Source organism: Anditalea andensis (genome assembly GCF_000714815.1).
GTDB classification, from domain to species: Bacteria; Bacteroidota; Bacteroidia; order Cytophagales; family Cyclobacteriaceae; genus Anditalea; species Anditalea andensis.
The window spans coordinates 138959-152620 of sequence record NZ_JMIH01000016.1 but is presented as its reverse complement, the minus strand read 5'-3'; the positions used below and the strand labels follow the sequence as shown (position 1 = coordinate 152620).

Here is a 13662-nt window from a genome sequence, read left to right as displayed (position 1 = left end):
TTAGCCTAATATAAATTCTACATCCTTTTCTGTGAGTGATTTGATGGAAGCACTGTCGCTGGAGACGATACTTTCCAGCAGCGCTCTTTTCTTTTCCTGCAAAAGCAGGATTTTTTCTTCTATCGTTCCTTTGGTGATCAGTTTATAACTCATTACCGTATTGGCCTGTCCGATACGGTGTGCACGGTCAATTGCCTGGTTTTCTGCTGCCTTATTCCACCATGGATCAAAGATGAAGACCATATCTGCTGCAGTAAGGTTAAGTCCTACACCTCCGGTTTTCAGGGTCATTAAGAACACCTTGCACTCTGTTTCATTTTGAAACCTGTGGACCAATGCCTGTCGGTCCTTGGTAGCACCCGTCATACTGACATAGTCTATACCTGCATTTTCCAGTTCTTCGCCGATCACCTCTATGGCCGCTATAAAATTGGCAAAGATCAGGATCTTATGCCCGTTGGCGGCGGCATCCAGTACCTGGTCTATCAGCACTTCCCGTTTGGGAGAGATAATCTGACCATCTGTTCTTGATTCTGGAATGGAGGCTATCTGTCTCAGTTCACTTAGGGCCTGTAGGATGAGAAACTGAGATTTCTGAACTCCCTGTTCCGTGATCTGGTTTTTGACGGATTCAAAATAATACCTTCTTCGATGTTCATATAATTTTTTCTGATCTTCCCCCATCTCGATGATGATGGTCTGCTCCATTTTATCTGGAAGTTCTGTCAGGACCTCTTTTTTCAGTCTTCTTAAGATAAAGGGATATATTTTTTTCCGCAGCTGCTCAATAGCATCCTTATCATTGTTTTTTTGGATCGGCAAAGTATAATGGGTATTAAAATCATTTTCTGAGCCAAACATGGAAGGGTTTAGAAACCGGAAAAGGGAATACAGTTCCGTAAGGTTGTTTTCTATGGGAGTTCCGCTCAGCGCCAGTCTGTGCTTACTCTGAAGCAGCATGACCGCTTGGGCTGCCTGGGTATTGATGTTTTTGATATGCTGCGACTCATCCAGGATCACATAATAAAACGGCACCTCTTTTAATCCTTCTATCTCATTTCTGGCCATGGCATAAGTGGTCAGGATAAGATGGTGTTTTTGGGCTTCTTCCAGGTCTCTGTTATTTCCGTAATAGGTATATAAAGTGATGTTCGGGTTAAATTTAGCCAGCTCATTCTCCCAGTTGAAAAGAAGGCTTTTTGGCATTATTATAATGGTAGGGAGTTGCTGCTTGGGATAGATTTTGGACAGCAGGGTGATGGCCTGAAGGGTTTTACCCAAGCCCATATCATCAGCCAGGCAGCCTCCCAGCTGCTGTTCGTGTAAATACTCCAGCCATTTGAATCCCTGTTCCTGATAGGGACGGAGCGTGGCATTTACTTTGGGCAGTTTTGCTTTTTTGGCACCCAGCAGATTAAACCCTTCAAATACTTCCCGTGATTTTTTGAATACATGGTTTTCGTGATTTTTATCCAGCAGTTCCTCTACAAGTGGAAGATCGAAAAAAGATAGTTTTACACCCTTTTTCTGTTTTTTGAAAATCCGTTCCAGTTTTTTGATGTATTCTTCCTGTATGAGACCGTTTGAACCATCACTCAGGGCTATATAAGCATTTTTACGGAACTGGTTGATGGCCTCAAATAGACCGAACTTTTCCCCGTCAATATCCAGCGTGACATCACCTTCCAGAAAATCAATCCCATAGCTCAGGTCTATGCTCAGTTTGGGGACCACAGGCCGGATTTTGTACGTCTTTAGTTTTTCTGCCCCAAAGAGCTCATATTTACCCAATAGCCCGGGCAGATCCTTGGTGATAAACTCTTTTGCAATGGATTCATCGATGATCAGCAGGTTTTCATCGGTTTCGTAATCCATTGCTTTTTTCTTCCTGGCATGTTTGCCCAGCATTTTACTGATCTCTATCATGAGGTCGGCATTATCCTGAACATATATTTCATTGATGTAAATGGTCTTCTCCATTTCATTTAACCTTGCCAGGTGGCTGATTTCGTATTTGTCTAAAAGGTCTATGTCGAATCCCTTGATGGTATAACAGACTTTCAGATACAGGGAATTGTCCGAATCTATTTTTTCAAAAATAAGACTGGGTAGGGCAGTAATGGTTTCTTTGGCCGGTTTTACTTTATAATCCAAATATTGTATGGTCAGATTTTCAAACATGCTCCATGCCAGGCTAAGGAATTTTTCAAGGTCCTGTTTGAGCAGTGTGGTTTCGAAATATGCGAGATCCATAAAATTCATCCCTATGGGGGTAATTTCATAGATATAACCTGAAGCATAAAGGTGATTTTCATTCAGAAACCGCTTGGAAATTAAAATATCTCCTTCATGATGCATTTTTAATACACTGCTTAACCCTGTTTCGGTTTGGGATATCTCCAAAGTCATATGGCCAAGGCCGGATTTAAAAGATAGTTCTACACCATCTTCCGATACAATATTGTTGCAGTCCTTCAACTGGCGGATAAGAAAGTCATGGTCTGCCAAATAGATGTTTGATGATGATTTTTCCCAGTCTATCACAAAATCATTCTTCACCTGAATAGTTTCAATCGAACGTAATACTTCTCTTACCGCTCCTGAATAATTGGCAAATCCGGCGTCTATAGGATTGCTCTTTTCATCTACTACCTGTATATATGCACCATACTCATCAAACAAAAGCATAAAAAAAATCTCTTTTGCCTTCTTGATTTTAGTGGGAGTGAAGGTTTTTTTCTGAAACCTGGCGAAAAGACCGGAAGATAAATCTGTCATTCTTTTTTACATTTTAAAATATTAAATATAAGGGCAAAATGAATAAATCGGAGTATTTAGCCAAAATTTCTTGTAGGGCTATTTAGATCTTCAATAAAGGTTATTAATTGTGGTAAATTAAATTGTGTGCAATTTAAATTTTTGTTAACTTTGCCATATGGATAAGCTTTCACTTAAAAACCAGTTGTGTTTTAAACTATATGCCCTTTCCAGGCATATTACTTCATTATATAGGCCCATTTTAGAGGAGCTGGATCTTACCTATCCCCAGTATCTTGTGTTGTTGGTGCTTTGGGAGAAAAACAGGATATCCGTAAAGGAGCTTGGCCATCATTTGATGTTGGATAGTGGGACACTCACTCCATTGCTCAAAAGAATGGAATCCAAAGACCTCATACATAGGCAAAGAAGTATGTTAGACGAAAGGGTTGTGGAAGTAAGCTTAAAAGAAGGGGGAACGGCTTTAAAACAAAAAGCCCTGTGTATACCTGAACACTTTACCCAGTCAGTCACCATAGATGCCCAGGAGTTAAAACAATTTGCTGCAACACTGAGCAGATTAATGGATCAAATACCGGAATAAACTAAATTATTATATTTTAAAAAAAAATCAAATATCATGAATATATTATATAGTACATATGCTACTGCCACGGGAGGCAGAAATGGTAAAGTTAAGTCTGAAACAGGTGCACTTGACGTAGAGGTCCGCTCCCCGGAATCATTGGGGGGACCTAAGGGGGACTACCTTAATCCTGAAATTCTTTTTGCGGGCGGGTATGCAGCCTGCTTTGACAGTGCCCTTAATTTGGTGATCAAAAACAAAAAAATAAAAACAGGAACCACAAGTACCACTGCCCACGTAAAATTGGGGAAATCTGAGGATGGAGCATTTGGCCTTTCTGTTACGCTGGAAGTAAAAGTACCGGGTGTGGATCAGCAGACAGCAGAGCAGCTGGTCGCTTCGGCCCATAAAGTATGTCCTTATTCCAACGCCACCAGAGGAAATATAGAGGTGGAACTTCTAATCAAAACAGGAGAGGATGAAGGGGCTTAAAACCTACATTTTTTAGTTTCATTCGATAGCCTATTCATTTTATTAAAGAGCGCCAATAATGCTCGTATCTTAATATTTAACCAATATGACAGCAACCCATAAAAAAATTCCGTATTCTATATTAGAACTGGCTGGAGTAAGCAGCAATACCACTATAGAGCAGACTTTTAAAAACAGTCTGGACCTGGCCCAAAAAGCGGAAACATTTGGATACAACAGGTTTTGGCTAGCGGAGCATCATAATATGATCAGCATAGCTAGTTCAGCTACTGCTATCCTGATAGGCCATATAGCTGGGGGTACCAAATCTATAAGAGTAGGTTCAGGAGGCATCATGCTGCCCAACCATTCACCGCTGATCGTATCTGAGCAGTTTGGCACTTTGGGAAATCTATATCCAGGCCGCATAGATCTAGGACTGGGCAGGGCACCCGGTACCGATCAGGAAACTGCACATGCCATCCGGTCTGACAGGATGAAGTCGGTATTTAAATTTCCGGAAGAGGTAAGGCAGATCCAGCAGTATTTCTCAACAGAAAACCGTATTTCAAAAGTAAGGGCCACGGTGGCAGAAGGAGTAGCCGTACCTATATACATTCTAGGATCAAGTACAGATTCCGCCCATCTGGCTGCCAAGCAGGGACTTCCCTATGCTTTTGCCAGTCATTTTGCCCCAGGGCAGCTGCATGAGGCACTTAATATTTATTACAACCAGTTTCAGCCGTCCAAGTATCTCAAGGAACCCTATACCATCGGGTGTATCAATGTAATAGCGGCTGATACAGATCAAGAGGCAGAGCGACTATCCACCACGATGATCAGGATGATGCTGGGAGTACTGACCAATCAAATGGACTATATGCAACCTCCGATTAAAATGACCCAGGAGTTAAAACAGATCTCACAGGATCCTACCTTCCAGAGGATGATGAAATATGCCTTTGTCGGAAGCAAATCTACAGTGGAGCAACAGACTAGCCAGTTTCTACAAGATACGGGTGTGAATGAACTGATGGTGGCGTGTTATGTATATGACCATGAGGATAGGGTGGAATCCTACAGAATTTTTTCCGATATAATGAAAGAAAAACAATTGGTTTCCCTATAGGAATACCCCTAAAATAATGTAAAATATGAATTTTAAACAAAAGCTACTTAAAAAACTATATCCTGTGATCATGCGGGCAAGCAAGTCATCCGGAGAAAAAGGTAGAATGATCAGCAACGATACAAAAGCTAAACCAATTGTTCCATTTCACCAACTGAAAGTCCAACAGAATGATGGCAGGGAGCTTGATTTTAAGGAATTCAAGGGTAAAAAGGTGCTTTTGGTCAATACCGCTTCCAATTGCGGATATACAGGTCAATTTGAGGAGCTACAGCAATTGCATGAAAAACTACAGGATACCATTGCAATTGTAGGTTTTCCTGCCAATGATTTTAAGGAACAGGAAAAAGGTAGCGATAATCAGATATCGGAATTTTGTAAGCTGAACTATGGTGTGACATTTCCACTGTCAAAAAAGAGCAGTGTAGTAAAAGGGGAGCAGCAAAATCCTATATATCGGTGGCTGACAGATCCCAAACAGAATGGCTGGAACAGGCAGCAGCCTGACTGGAACTTCAGTAAATATCTGATAGATGAAAACGGTGTGCTGACGAACTATTATGGTCCGGCAATATCACCATTAGACCCTTTAATGTTAGAAGATCTAAGGAAATAGCATCTAATGAAATTGGAATTCAAATCTTTATAGAATGTATAAGCATTAAAATTTTTATTGGATCATCCTATTATTAATAATACCATTTATAATCTTATAAAGCTCAATATACCGGTAAGAGGAACAAAATATATAGGAATATAGATTCTTTTGTCAAAGACAAGAATCCTATTAATAAAAATTAATGAGAAGGGGATGGTCCATATTAATTTAAAATATCGAGGAAATATCTCGAAACTACATGACTATCAGTCAAAATATTGATTTTTCCTATTTCGTTATTTTTCGATCCGTATCCAGTTACAGTGATTATCGGAAGGGTATTGGGTACATCACCTAAATCGATTTGTTGCCGATGATGTTTACTATCAGCTATTTTAAACTCTATTGGAAACATCATATTTACATTGACAGGCTTGCCATTGAGTGTGCCGGGCTGCCAGAATGGTGAACCGTTGACAAGCCAACACCATAACCCAAGCTCTTTATAAATTCCGGATTAACTTTTTCTCCTTCTTCGATTACTGTAAATACGATATATACAAAATCCTACTTACTATTTTCCCTAGCTGAAACAGGATATTTTAAATTTTTTGATAGATATCTATTCCACGCTTCTATACCGCTGAAAAGGATAGGTGGCTCCTGTACCACATCATAAATAGGTTCGCCCCTTAATGTTCTCTTACTGATTTTCCCCTCAAAAACTTGCAAATCTGAAGAGATATCTTCACCTGGGAAAAATGAGTGTACCTCAGTAGGATGGTTATGAGTGATATATTGTAATTCAGTTGTAACTACCACGGCTACATTCCGATTACCGATTTTACCTGGTAACCATTTTGGAGCTTCTTGGCTGATAAGAGCACTTAATAATTTTTCATCCAATCCCCCTCCAAAACTTTTCTTTATCACTGGATTGGATATAGTACCATCTATGTTTACTATAAATTCCATTTCTATAGAATTTGAAAGCCCTAATTTTTTTTCTTTTTCGGGTATAGGCGCCTTTTCGTATAGATATTTATTCCAGTCTTCAGTTCCCTGTATTTTAGGGATTTCGTCTACTTGATGGACTTTGTATATTCCATCATAATTTTTTGAAATTGATGAATTTAAACGTAATGAGGCCAGTAACCCCATTGTTTTAATGTATTCTTCATCTGAATTTATATTCGTTATTTCATATACTAATTCTCCAAGTTGTGCCTTTAGGACACCATCCTTTAAGGGACTTATAAATTCATAGTGTTTGGGATTGGTTATTTTCCTTACTTTGATTCCCACTTCAAGAGAATCCTGGGCCATACGTAGTTGCCTATCAAGTGTTGCAATTGAAATATCCTTTTTTTCCTGTTCTGATAGGATTGGTTCATTGGATTTCATGGATACCAGCGCTAATAGCATGAAAGTCAGCGGTATGACCATCAATGATTTCACCCAATTAATTTTAGATGATTTTTTCATCATTAAGATTCTTTTTAAAGTAGTAGATCTGATGAAATGATTCCCGATAGGAAGATCCAGGCCTTTAAATGCTATTTTGATAATCAACTTCTTATAATTGTCTTTGTCTGCAGTGACTTGCAAGACTTTTTCGTCAGCTAGGTATTCATGGATATCTACTAATGCCGTCCGCATTAGGTGAATGGCCGGGTTGAACCAAAACAGGATTGATAATCCCTGATAGTATATTACATCATATGAATGGCCCTGGCGTATATGTTCGTTTTCATGTTGAATGATCTGGTTCTTTTCTTCAGGCGCTAGTTGCTCAGTATTGTCCCAGAATAACTTATTAAAAAAAGAGAAAATAGGGGATAGACCGAATGTGGGGACGAGTAAATAATTGCCTTTCAGAATAAATACAGATTGATACCAACCTTTTCTGGTGAGCATCTGTAACTGGGTAAGCTGCCAAACGAGCCTTATTGTAAGAAAAAATACTACGATAATGTAACCAAATAAAATATAATCTTTAATCTCCCATAAGATAGGCAATCTGGTACTCCTGACGGTGATTTCAGGTAAGCCATATTGACCGGCTATTTCTACAGGTGCTTCCTGTACAGAAAGCACCTGATAGAAATTTGTGTTTTCAAGAGAAATGCTTGGTTTTTTAAAATCTACCGGGATCTCGATCATTGGAAAAAGCAGTGCAAGGATCGGGGCAATTAATATAAATATCCTTGTAAATGTGAAAACTTTCTCGTCTTTTAGAAAGCACCAATAAATTCCGTAAAGGAACAATAAACAAAAGGTGCTCTGCCAAATATAGTCGATGATCCCAGCCATAGATTATTGATTTACCACATCTTCTTTCACTTCATCCATAAGTTTTTCCAATTCCTTTACATCCAAGTTCTCATCTTTAGCGAAAAAAGAAGTAAGTTTTGTAAAAGAGCCACCAAAGTATCCGGTAAGTAAATTTTTGATAGAAAAGCTTCTGTACTGGTCTTTGGTTACTATAGGATAGTACTCATGAGATTTACCGTAAGCCTTATGCTTAACAAAACCCTTTCTCTCCAATATACGGATAATGGTAGAAACGGTGTTGTAGGCAGGTTTTGGCTCAGTCATTTTAGCCAGGACATCTTTGACAAATCCTTTGTCAATGTCCCATAAAATCTGCATAATCTGTTCTTCTGCGCGGGTTAATTCTCTCATACTATTTTAATTTGTTTGGTTTGTCCGTCAACTTAATCAGTTAGTTTCAATAAAACAAGTAAATGTTATAATCTTTCTTACAACTTTTTAAAATTAATAAAAATACCGAAAATAAAAAAGAATTAGTTAAAATAATTAAAAATTAGTTGACTAGGGTAAAAAAAACCGCCAAGGTATGGCGGCTGGAATTTTAAGCTGGTCTGAGCTTTATGATTTTGGTAGCATGAAGCAATTTAACTATGGGATAGGTAGGATCAAATTCATACCATTTAACTGCAAAATTTACTCTTTTGGGCAGTTTATGGTGATTGTTCTGAAACAATTCGCCTAACATAAGAAAGTCAAGCAGTAATGAGTTTTTAGATTTATCATTATTATCAAAATTGGCATATCCGTACTTATGCCCGCTCCAGTTGACAATAGCACCGTGAACAGGCCCCATCATAAAATGGATAGGAAGTAAGAAATACATGGCCCAATGCGTGCCCGGCAATTCAAATATGCTGATGCTTAATACATAAATTAATACATAGAACAATCCCCATCCAACTCGGGCCACCATAGAATCGGCCAAAAGATCGAATTTGTTCCAATCGGGAACATCTTTTGAAAACCTTTCTTCTGGCTTCAGTCTGAACGAAAAATACTCGTTATAAATGTTTTTAGTTTTCCACATCATGGTAAAAAGGTTTTCCGTGTGATGCGGGCTATGAGGGTCTTGTGGGGTATCACTATAGGCATGATGCATCCTGTGCAGTACAGCATAGGCCCTGGGTGATAAATAAGAGCTACCCTGGCAGATCCAAGTAAAGACATAAAAAAACTTTTCCCAAAACTTAGTCATGACAAACATCTGGTGAGCGGCATATCTATGTAGGAAGAAGCTTTGACAAAACAAAGAGAAATACCAGTGCAATAAGAAGAATACGATTAGGATCACTTAATTATATTTTATGTAAAACTGCTGTAAAGATACTTTCAAAATCCTTCAAAATTAAAATACCGGAGGGTAAATTTTAACAGCCATGACAAAAATCAGGTTTCTTCTGTTATTTTTGGAGGATAATTTGTTAACGACAAGTAGGGAGGTAATAATTCCTATAACTGAATATAATTTTAAACGAATATGAGTAGATCCAGAGATACGATGGGAATTTTGTTACAGTTAGTAGTCGCTGCCCTGGCGGTTTTGATCACTGCTTTTTTATTGCCTGGTGTGGCTGTAGACGGATACCTGACTGCATTGGTAGTGGCAGCAATGATCGCGCTTTTAAACATTACAGTCAAACCGATATTGATTTTCCTTACAATTCCTATAACGGTAATAACATTAGGACTTTTTCTTCTGGTCATCAACGGATTGATTATTCTTATCGCAGCAGAAGTTATTCCTGGATTTGCAGTGAGCGGCTTTTGGTGGGCCTTACTCTTTAGTTTTATACTTTCACTTATCAATTCATTACTAGGAGTTTCGCTGGGGGGGCGTTAATCCGTGTGAATCAGGACGGTTTGATGGCAAAGATTTATCACCAATCCTATAATATAGGGTATTGTGATTTTTATCGCCAATTATCATATGAGGTTTGGATGAGCTTTCCGGAATATTCACTATTAAAATAAATAATGGGTCATTTAATTGGTCATCTTCTATGTATTCTATTTCATATACCTCAAAATTTAACCTGATAGGGGGTGTGATGTATTTGCGATTAGCTTCTTCTATCATGAACATCTCTTCTTCATAATCTATTCCCACCACTTTCTTTTTATCTGAAACACCTATGATCAATCGCCCCCCAGAAGTATTGGCAAAAGCAGCCATGGGTTTCGATATTTTAAACTGGTTAGTGATACTCTGTTTGAAGTCCAGGTGTAGACCCTCTTCAGATTTTAATAATTCTTTCACATAATCCTTATCTTTTTTTATCGAAATCATTTTATTTTAATATTTAATGTTGTAATTTAATTAATTGATTTTATTTCCGAACAGTATTTAATTATGAGCTGGTATAACCTTATTATTAGCCAGTATGAAATCCAAATTTATGACCACGATTAAACAACACATAAACACCATACCACTTATGCACTATCAAAACGATGGATTCAAGCCGGAAACTATTGAAAGTTTGAAACAAGAATTACAGTCCATTGGCAAAGAATATAAAATTATGCCCAGCGAAGATAATTCTGATGAATTTTATCATTTTAGATTTATAGGCCTATATGAAAATAAAGAAGTAATCTATGATGCAGCCTTATATACACTTAGATTACATCATGCCAGTGAGATCTACGAACTGGCAGAACACAAGGCTGCCCAAAAATTCCCTAATTTTAAAGGAATTCATTATGAAGAAGATGAAAACGGCAATTTAAAACCGCTCAGTAGTGATGAAGAGGAGATAGGATGGTTTATGACAGAAATGATCATGGACCTGGAAGAAGAAGAAGCTGTCAAGGTGCAGGAATTTATCGATATAGACACCCATCATGAATTTGGTATAGGACTCGATGCCGCGCTTAATGTAGAATATATAGATGAGAAAACAATCAGGAAATTTGTAAAGGAGTTTAATGAAGATACTATTCAGTTAGATGAAACCCTGTATGCCTTTCAATCTGAGGAAGAGGATATAGAAGGGGAATAAATGGGGCTTTACGAAATTATGGTTTTTTTTAGATTCTGAATCCATGCTAAAAATAGCCTGGTCGCCTATATATGCGCATCCACTTCCTCCCGGGCATAGATTTCCAATGGAAAAATATGATCTGCTACCTGAGCAATTGCTTTATGAAGGGACTATTGCTAAAGAGAACTTATTTGAGCCCCCAAAATTGATAGAAAGATGGATCATCAATACCCATGATCCATCCTATTTTAAAAAATTGAAAGATTTGCAGTTGAGCAAATCCGAAATCAGAAAAACAGGATTTCCAGTGAATGAACTGCTAGTAAAGCGGGAGATTCATATTATGTCAGGTTCAGTCCAAGCGTGTTTGTACGCTCTTGAGTATGGAATTGCTTTTAATATAGCGGGTGGTACTCACCATGCATTTACGGACAGGGGAGAAGGGTTTTGTTTGCTTAACGACATCGCCATATCTGCCAATTATTTGCTGGAGAATAATTTAGCAAATAAAATTTTGGTGATAGATCTAGACGTACATCAGGGAAACGGTACAGCAGAAATTTTTAAAGAAAGGGGTGAAGTTTTTACTTTCAGTATGCACGGTGCACATAATTATCCATTGCATAAAGAAAAATCCGATCTGGATATTCCATTGCCGGACGGGACAGGGGATGAAGCCTATATGGGTCATCTCAGAAAGCATTTAGAACCTTTATTTATCGATTATGCCCCTGATTTTATCATATATCAATGTGGTGTAGATATTTTAGCTACCGATAAGTTGGGAAGACTTAATATTAGTATGCATGGGTGCCGTGAACGTGACAAAATCGTGTTAGAATCAGCTCGTGAAAAAAACATACCTATTATGTGTTGTATGGGCGGCGGCTATTCCGAAAAAATAAACCATATCATCGAAGCACATGCCAATACCTATCGCTTGGCCCAGGATATATTTTTTTGAAGACCTTCTTTACGCTGGGCTTTTTTACAAAAAGGGGCTCTTGATTTCAGGAAAATAATTTGTTAACCATAATTAACATCATTCAAATAAATTATAATTTGTGAAAAGAATAGTTTGACTATATTTGCCCCAAGTTGAATAAATAAAAAACAGACGTGAAAAAATTTAGTAAAGTATTAGGTGTTTTAGGTGTTGCAGCATTGGCATTTACAGCCTGTGATAATCAAGGAAATACAAATTCTACTGCCCCATCTGCCACCACAGCGGATTCAGAAGTTTCCATTGCTGACATGAAAGTAGCCTATATTCATACTGATAGTGTTATCAATAATTTTGAATTTTTCAAAGAAAGGTCTGCTGAAATCGCAGATAAGGGCAAGAAATACGAAAGCGAATTATCCAACAGAGCGAAAGGATTTGAACAAGAAGTGGCAAATTTCCAACAGTCTGCCAATTCAATGACAATGAACCAGGCTAGGGCCAAGGAAGAAGAACTTGTCAAGAAAGAACGTAACCTGGTTTCTTATAGAGATAATCTGATGCAGGAATTGTCTGCAGACGAAAGCAAATTATATAACGATGTATATGACAGGATTCAGGCCTACCTAAATACGTATGCTGAGGAAAACAATTTGGAAATGATCCTTTCCTATACCAGAGGCGGTGGGGTATGGTATGCTAAAGGCAACCTCGACGTAACAAATTCAGTGATAGAAGGCATCAATTCAAACTATAACGCTACAAAGTCGACAGCAGAGAAAAAATAATTCATACGCTGCAAAAAGTATTTAAGCCTGGTTTTTGCCAGGCTTTTTTTTGTCCCATTAAATTTTGGTAAATTTGTTAATTAAACCCACTATATAGAAAATGAATGTAACTACATTTCTTAAACATAATTTCAGACACTTTAATGCAGCTGCACTTATAGATGCGGCGGAAGGTTATAAGACACATTTGGACAACAATGGAAAAATGATGATCACATTGGCTGGGGCGATGTCCACTGCAGAGCTCGGCATATCTTTAGCAGAAATGATCAGACAGGACAAAGTTCAGATCATCACCTGTACAGGAGCCAATCTGGAGGAAGATGTGTTTAATCTGGTAGCCCATGATTATTATGAAAGAATTCCCAATTACCGTGAACTTTCCCCATCACAGGAGCAAGATCTTTTGGACCGGCACATGAATCGGGTCACAGATACCTGTATCCCCGAAATGGAAGCGATGAGAAGGATTGAAAACGTAATCTTGGAAGAATGGGAAAAAGCAGATCAGGCCGGAGCGTCCTTTTTCCCACATGAATTTTTTTATAAAATTTTACTATCAGGAAAACTGGAAGAGTCATACCAAATCGATCCAAAAGACAGCTGGTTACTGGAGGCTGCCAAAAAGAATCTACCACTTATAGTACCGGGTTGGGAAGATAGCACATTGGGTAATATGTACGCAGGTCATGTGATATCCGGAGATATTAAAAATGTACATACTGTAAAAACAGGTATTCAGTACATGATTTATCTCGCGGACTGGTATACTAATAATGCTAAAGACGACAGTACCATAGGATTTTTTCAGATAGGAGGCGGTATAGCAGGAGACTTCCCTATATGTGTGGTACCAATGTTGCACCAGGATTTGCAAAGAGGTAATGTACCGCTTTGGGGATACTTTTGTCAGATTTCTGATTCTACTACTTCATATGGTTCTTACTCAGGAGCAGTACCAAACGAAAAGATCACTTGGGGCAAACTGGGACTGGAAACACCAAAATATGTGATTGAGTCAGATGCGACAATAGTGGCCCCACTTGTATTTGCAATTGTACTTGGCCAATAA

14 protein-coding genes are annotated in these 13662 nt (G+C 38.3%); 9 read left to right on the top strand and 5 right to left on the bottom strand.

The annotated features are described in order from the left end of the window. Positions 1-2778, bottom strand: a complete 2778-nt coding sequence (locus EL17_RS09055) for a DEAD/DEAH box helicase (protein WP_051719896.1) — start codon at positions 2776-2778, stop codon at positions 1-3. 157 nt (positions 2779-2935) lie between these two features. On the opposite strand from EL17_RS09055, the gene EL17_RS09050 reads away from it, so the two are divergent. The 4 genes from EL17_RS09050 (at position 2936) to EL17_RS09035 (ending at position 5559) form a co-directional block, all read left to right on the top strand. Beyond that, the gene (locus EL17_RS09050) at positions 2936-3361 is read left to right on the top strand and encodes a MarR family winged helix-turn-helix transcriptional regulator (protein WP_035072844.1); all 426 of its coding nucleotides are present in this window, start codon (positions 2936-2938) and stop codon (positions 3359-3361) included. A gap of 36 nt (positions 3362-3397) precedes the next feature. Beyond that, positions 3398-3835: an organic hydroperoxide resistance protein gene (locus EL17_RS09045; protein ID WP_035072841.1), complete on the top strand. Its 438-nt coding sequence runs from the start codon at positions 3398-3400 to the stop codon at positions 3833-3835. Between the two features lie 85 nt (positions 3836-3920). Beyond that, positions 3921-4943 carry an LLM class flavin-dependent oxidoreductase gene (locus EL17_RS09040; RefSeq protein WP_035072838.1) on the top strand — a complete coding sequence of 341 codons (1023 nt, stop codon included), beginning with the start codon at positions 3921-3923 and terminating at the stop codon, positions 4941-4943. A gap of 25 nt (positions 4944-4968) precedes the next feature. Beyond that, positions 4969-5559: a glutathione peroxidase gene (locus tag EL17_RS09035; RefSeq protein WP_035072835.1), complete on the top strand. Its 591-nt coding sequence runs from the start codon at positions 4969-4971 to the stop codon at positions 5557-5559. Positions 5560-6108: 549 nt separating this feature from the next. Here EL17_RS09035 and EL17_RS09030 read toward each other — a convergent pair. From EL17_RS09030 to EL17_RS09020, 3 genes are all read right to left on the bottom strand, one after another. Then, the gene (locus EL17_RS09030) at positions 6109-7854 is read right to left on the bottom strand and encodes a M56 family metallopeptidase (protein WP_084166161.1); all 1746 of its coding nucleotides are present in this window, start codon (positions 7852-7854) and stop codon (positions 6109-6111) included. Between the two features lie 3 nt (positions 7855-7857). Continuing rightward, positions 7858-8226: a BlaI/MecI/CopY family transcriptional regulator gene (locus EL17_RS09025; RefSeq protein WP_035072833.1), complete on the bottom strand. Its 369-nt coding sequence runs from the start codon at positions 8224-8226 to the stop codon at positions 7858-7860. Between the two features lie 190 nt (positions 8227-8416). Further along, on the bottom strand, positions 8417-9166 hold the full coding sequence (locus tag EL17_RS09020) for an acyl-CoA desaturase (RefSeq protein ID WP_035072831.1): 750 nt from the start codon (positions 9164-9166) through the stop codon (positions 8417-8419). A 186-nt stretch (positions 9167-9352) separates the two neighbouring features. Here EL17_RS09020 and EL17_RS23075 point away from each other — a divergent pair, with 186 nt between their 5' ends. After that, on the top strand, positions 9353-9715 hold the full coding sequence (locus EL17_RS23075) for a phage holin family protein (RefSeq protein WP_084166160.1): 363 nt from the start codon (positions 9353-9355) through the stop codon (positions 9713-9715). Here the strand turns inward: EL17_RS23075 and EL17_RS09010 are convergent. After that, entirely contained in the window at positions 9689-10162 is a 474-nt protein-coding gene (locus tag EL17_RS09010) for an AlbA family DNA-binding domain-containing protein (RefSeq protein ID WP_035072827.1), read from the bottom strand. The genes EL17_RS23075 and EL17_RS09010 overlap by 27 nt on opposite strands. A gap of 148 nt (positions 10163-10310) precedes the next feature. Here EL17_RS09010 and EL17_RS09005 point away from each other — a divergent pair, with 148 nt between their 5' ends. The 4 genes from EL17_RS09005 (at position 10311) to EL17_RS08990 (ending at position 13662) form a co-directional block, all read left to right on the top strand. Further along, positions 10311-10877 carry a hypothetical protein gene (locus tag EL17_RS09005; RefSeq protein WP_035073424.1) on the top strand — a complete coding sequence of 189 codons (567 nt, stop codon included), beginning with the start codon at positions 10311-10313 and terminating at the stop codon, positions 10875-10877. A gap of 43 nt (positions 10878-10920) precedes the next feature. Continuing rightward, entirely contained in the window at positions 10921-11823 is a 903-nt protein-coding gene (locus EL17_RS09000) for a histone deacetylase family protein (RefSeq protein ID WP_035072825.1), read from the top strand. A gap of 155 nt (positions 11824-11978) precedes the next feature. Beyond that, positions 11979-12590 (top strand): OmpH family outer membrane protein, encoded by a 612-nt coding sequence (locus EL17_RS08995; RefSeq protein ID WP_035072822.1) that lies wholly within the window; start codon positions 11979-11981, stop codon positions 12588-12590. A gap of 100 nt (positions 12591-12690) precedes the next feature. Then, positions 12691-13662 carry a deoxyhypusine synthase family protein gene (locus EL17_RS08990; RefSeq protein ID WP_035072821.1) on the top strand — a complete coding sequence of 324 codons (972 nt, stop codon included), beginning with the start codon at positions 12691-12693 and terminating at the stop codon, positions 13660-13662.

Excerpts from the sequence above, each read along its gene's own strand:
- EL17_RS09010 (WP_035072827.1), bottom strand. The coding sequence starts at position 10,162 with ATGATTTCGATAAAAAAAGATAAGGATTATGTGAAAGAATTATTAAAA.
- EL17_RS09000 (WP_035072825.1), top strand. The coding sequence starts at position 10,921 with ATGCTAAAAATAGCCTGGTCGCCTATATATGCGCATCCACTTCCTCCC.
- EL17_RS09055 (WP_051719896.1), bottom strand. The coding sequence starts at position 2,778 with ATGACAGATTTATCTTCCGGTCTTTTCGCCAGGTTTCAGAAAAAAACC.
- EL17_RS09035 (WP_035072835.1), top strand. The coding sequence starts at position 4,969 with ATGAATTTTAAACAAAAGCTACTTAAAAAACTATATCCTGTGATCATG.
- EL17_RS23075 (WP_084166160.1), top strand. The coding sequence starts at position 9,353 with ATGAGTAGATCCAGAGATACGATGGGAATTTTGTTACAGTTAGTAGTC.
- EL17_RS09045 (WP_035072841.1), top strand. The coding sequence starts at position 3,398 with ATGAATATATTATATAGTACATATGCTACTGCCACGGGAGGCAGAAAT.
- EL17_RS09040 (WP_035072838.1), top strand. The coding sequence starts at position 3,921 with ATGACAGCAACCCATAAAAAAATTCCGTATTCTATATTAGAACTGGCT.
- EL17_RS09005 (WP_035073424.1), top strand. The coding sequence starts at position 10,311 with ATGCACTATCAAAACGATGGATTCAAGCCGGAAACTATTGAAAGTTTG.
- EL17_RS08990 (WP_035072821.1), top strand. The coding sequence starts at position 12,691 with ATGAATGTAACTACATTTCTTAAACATAATTTCAGACACTTTAATGCA.
- EL17_RS09050 (WP_035072844.1), top strand. The coding sequence starts at position 2,936 with ATGGATAAGCTTTCACTTAAAAACCAGTTGTGTTTTAAACTATATGCC.
- EL17_RS09030 (WP_084166161.1), bottom strand. The coding sequence starts at position 7,854 with ATGGCTGGGATCATCGACTATATTTGGCAGAGCACCTTTTGTTTATTG.
- EL17_RS09025 (WP_035072833.1), bottom strand. The coding sequence starts at position 8,226 with ATGAGAGAATTAACCCGCGCAGAAGAACAGATTATGCAGATTTTATGG.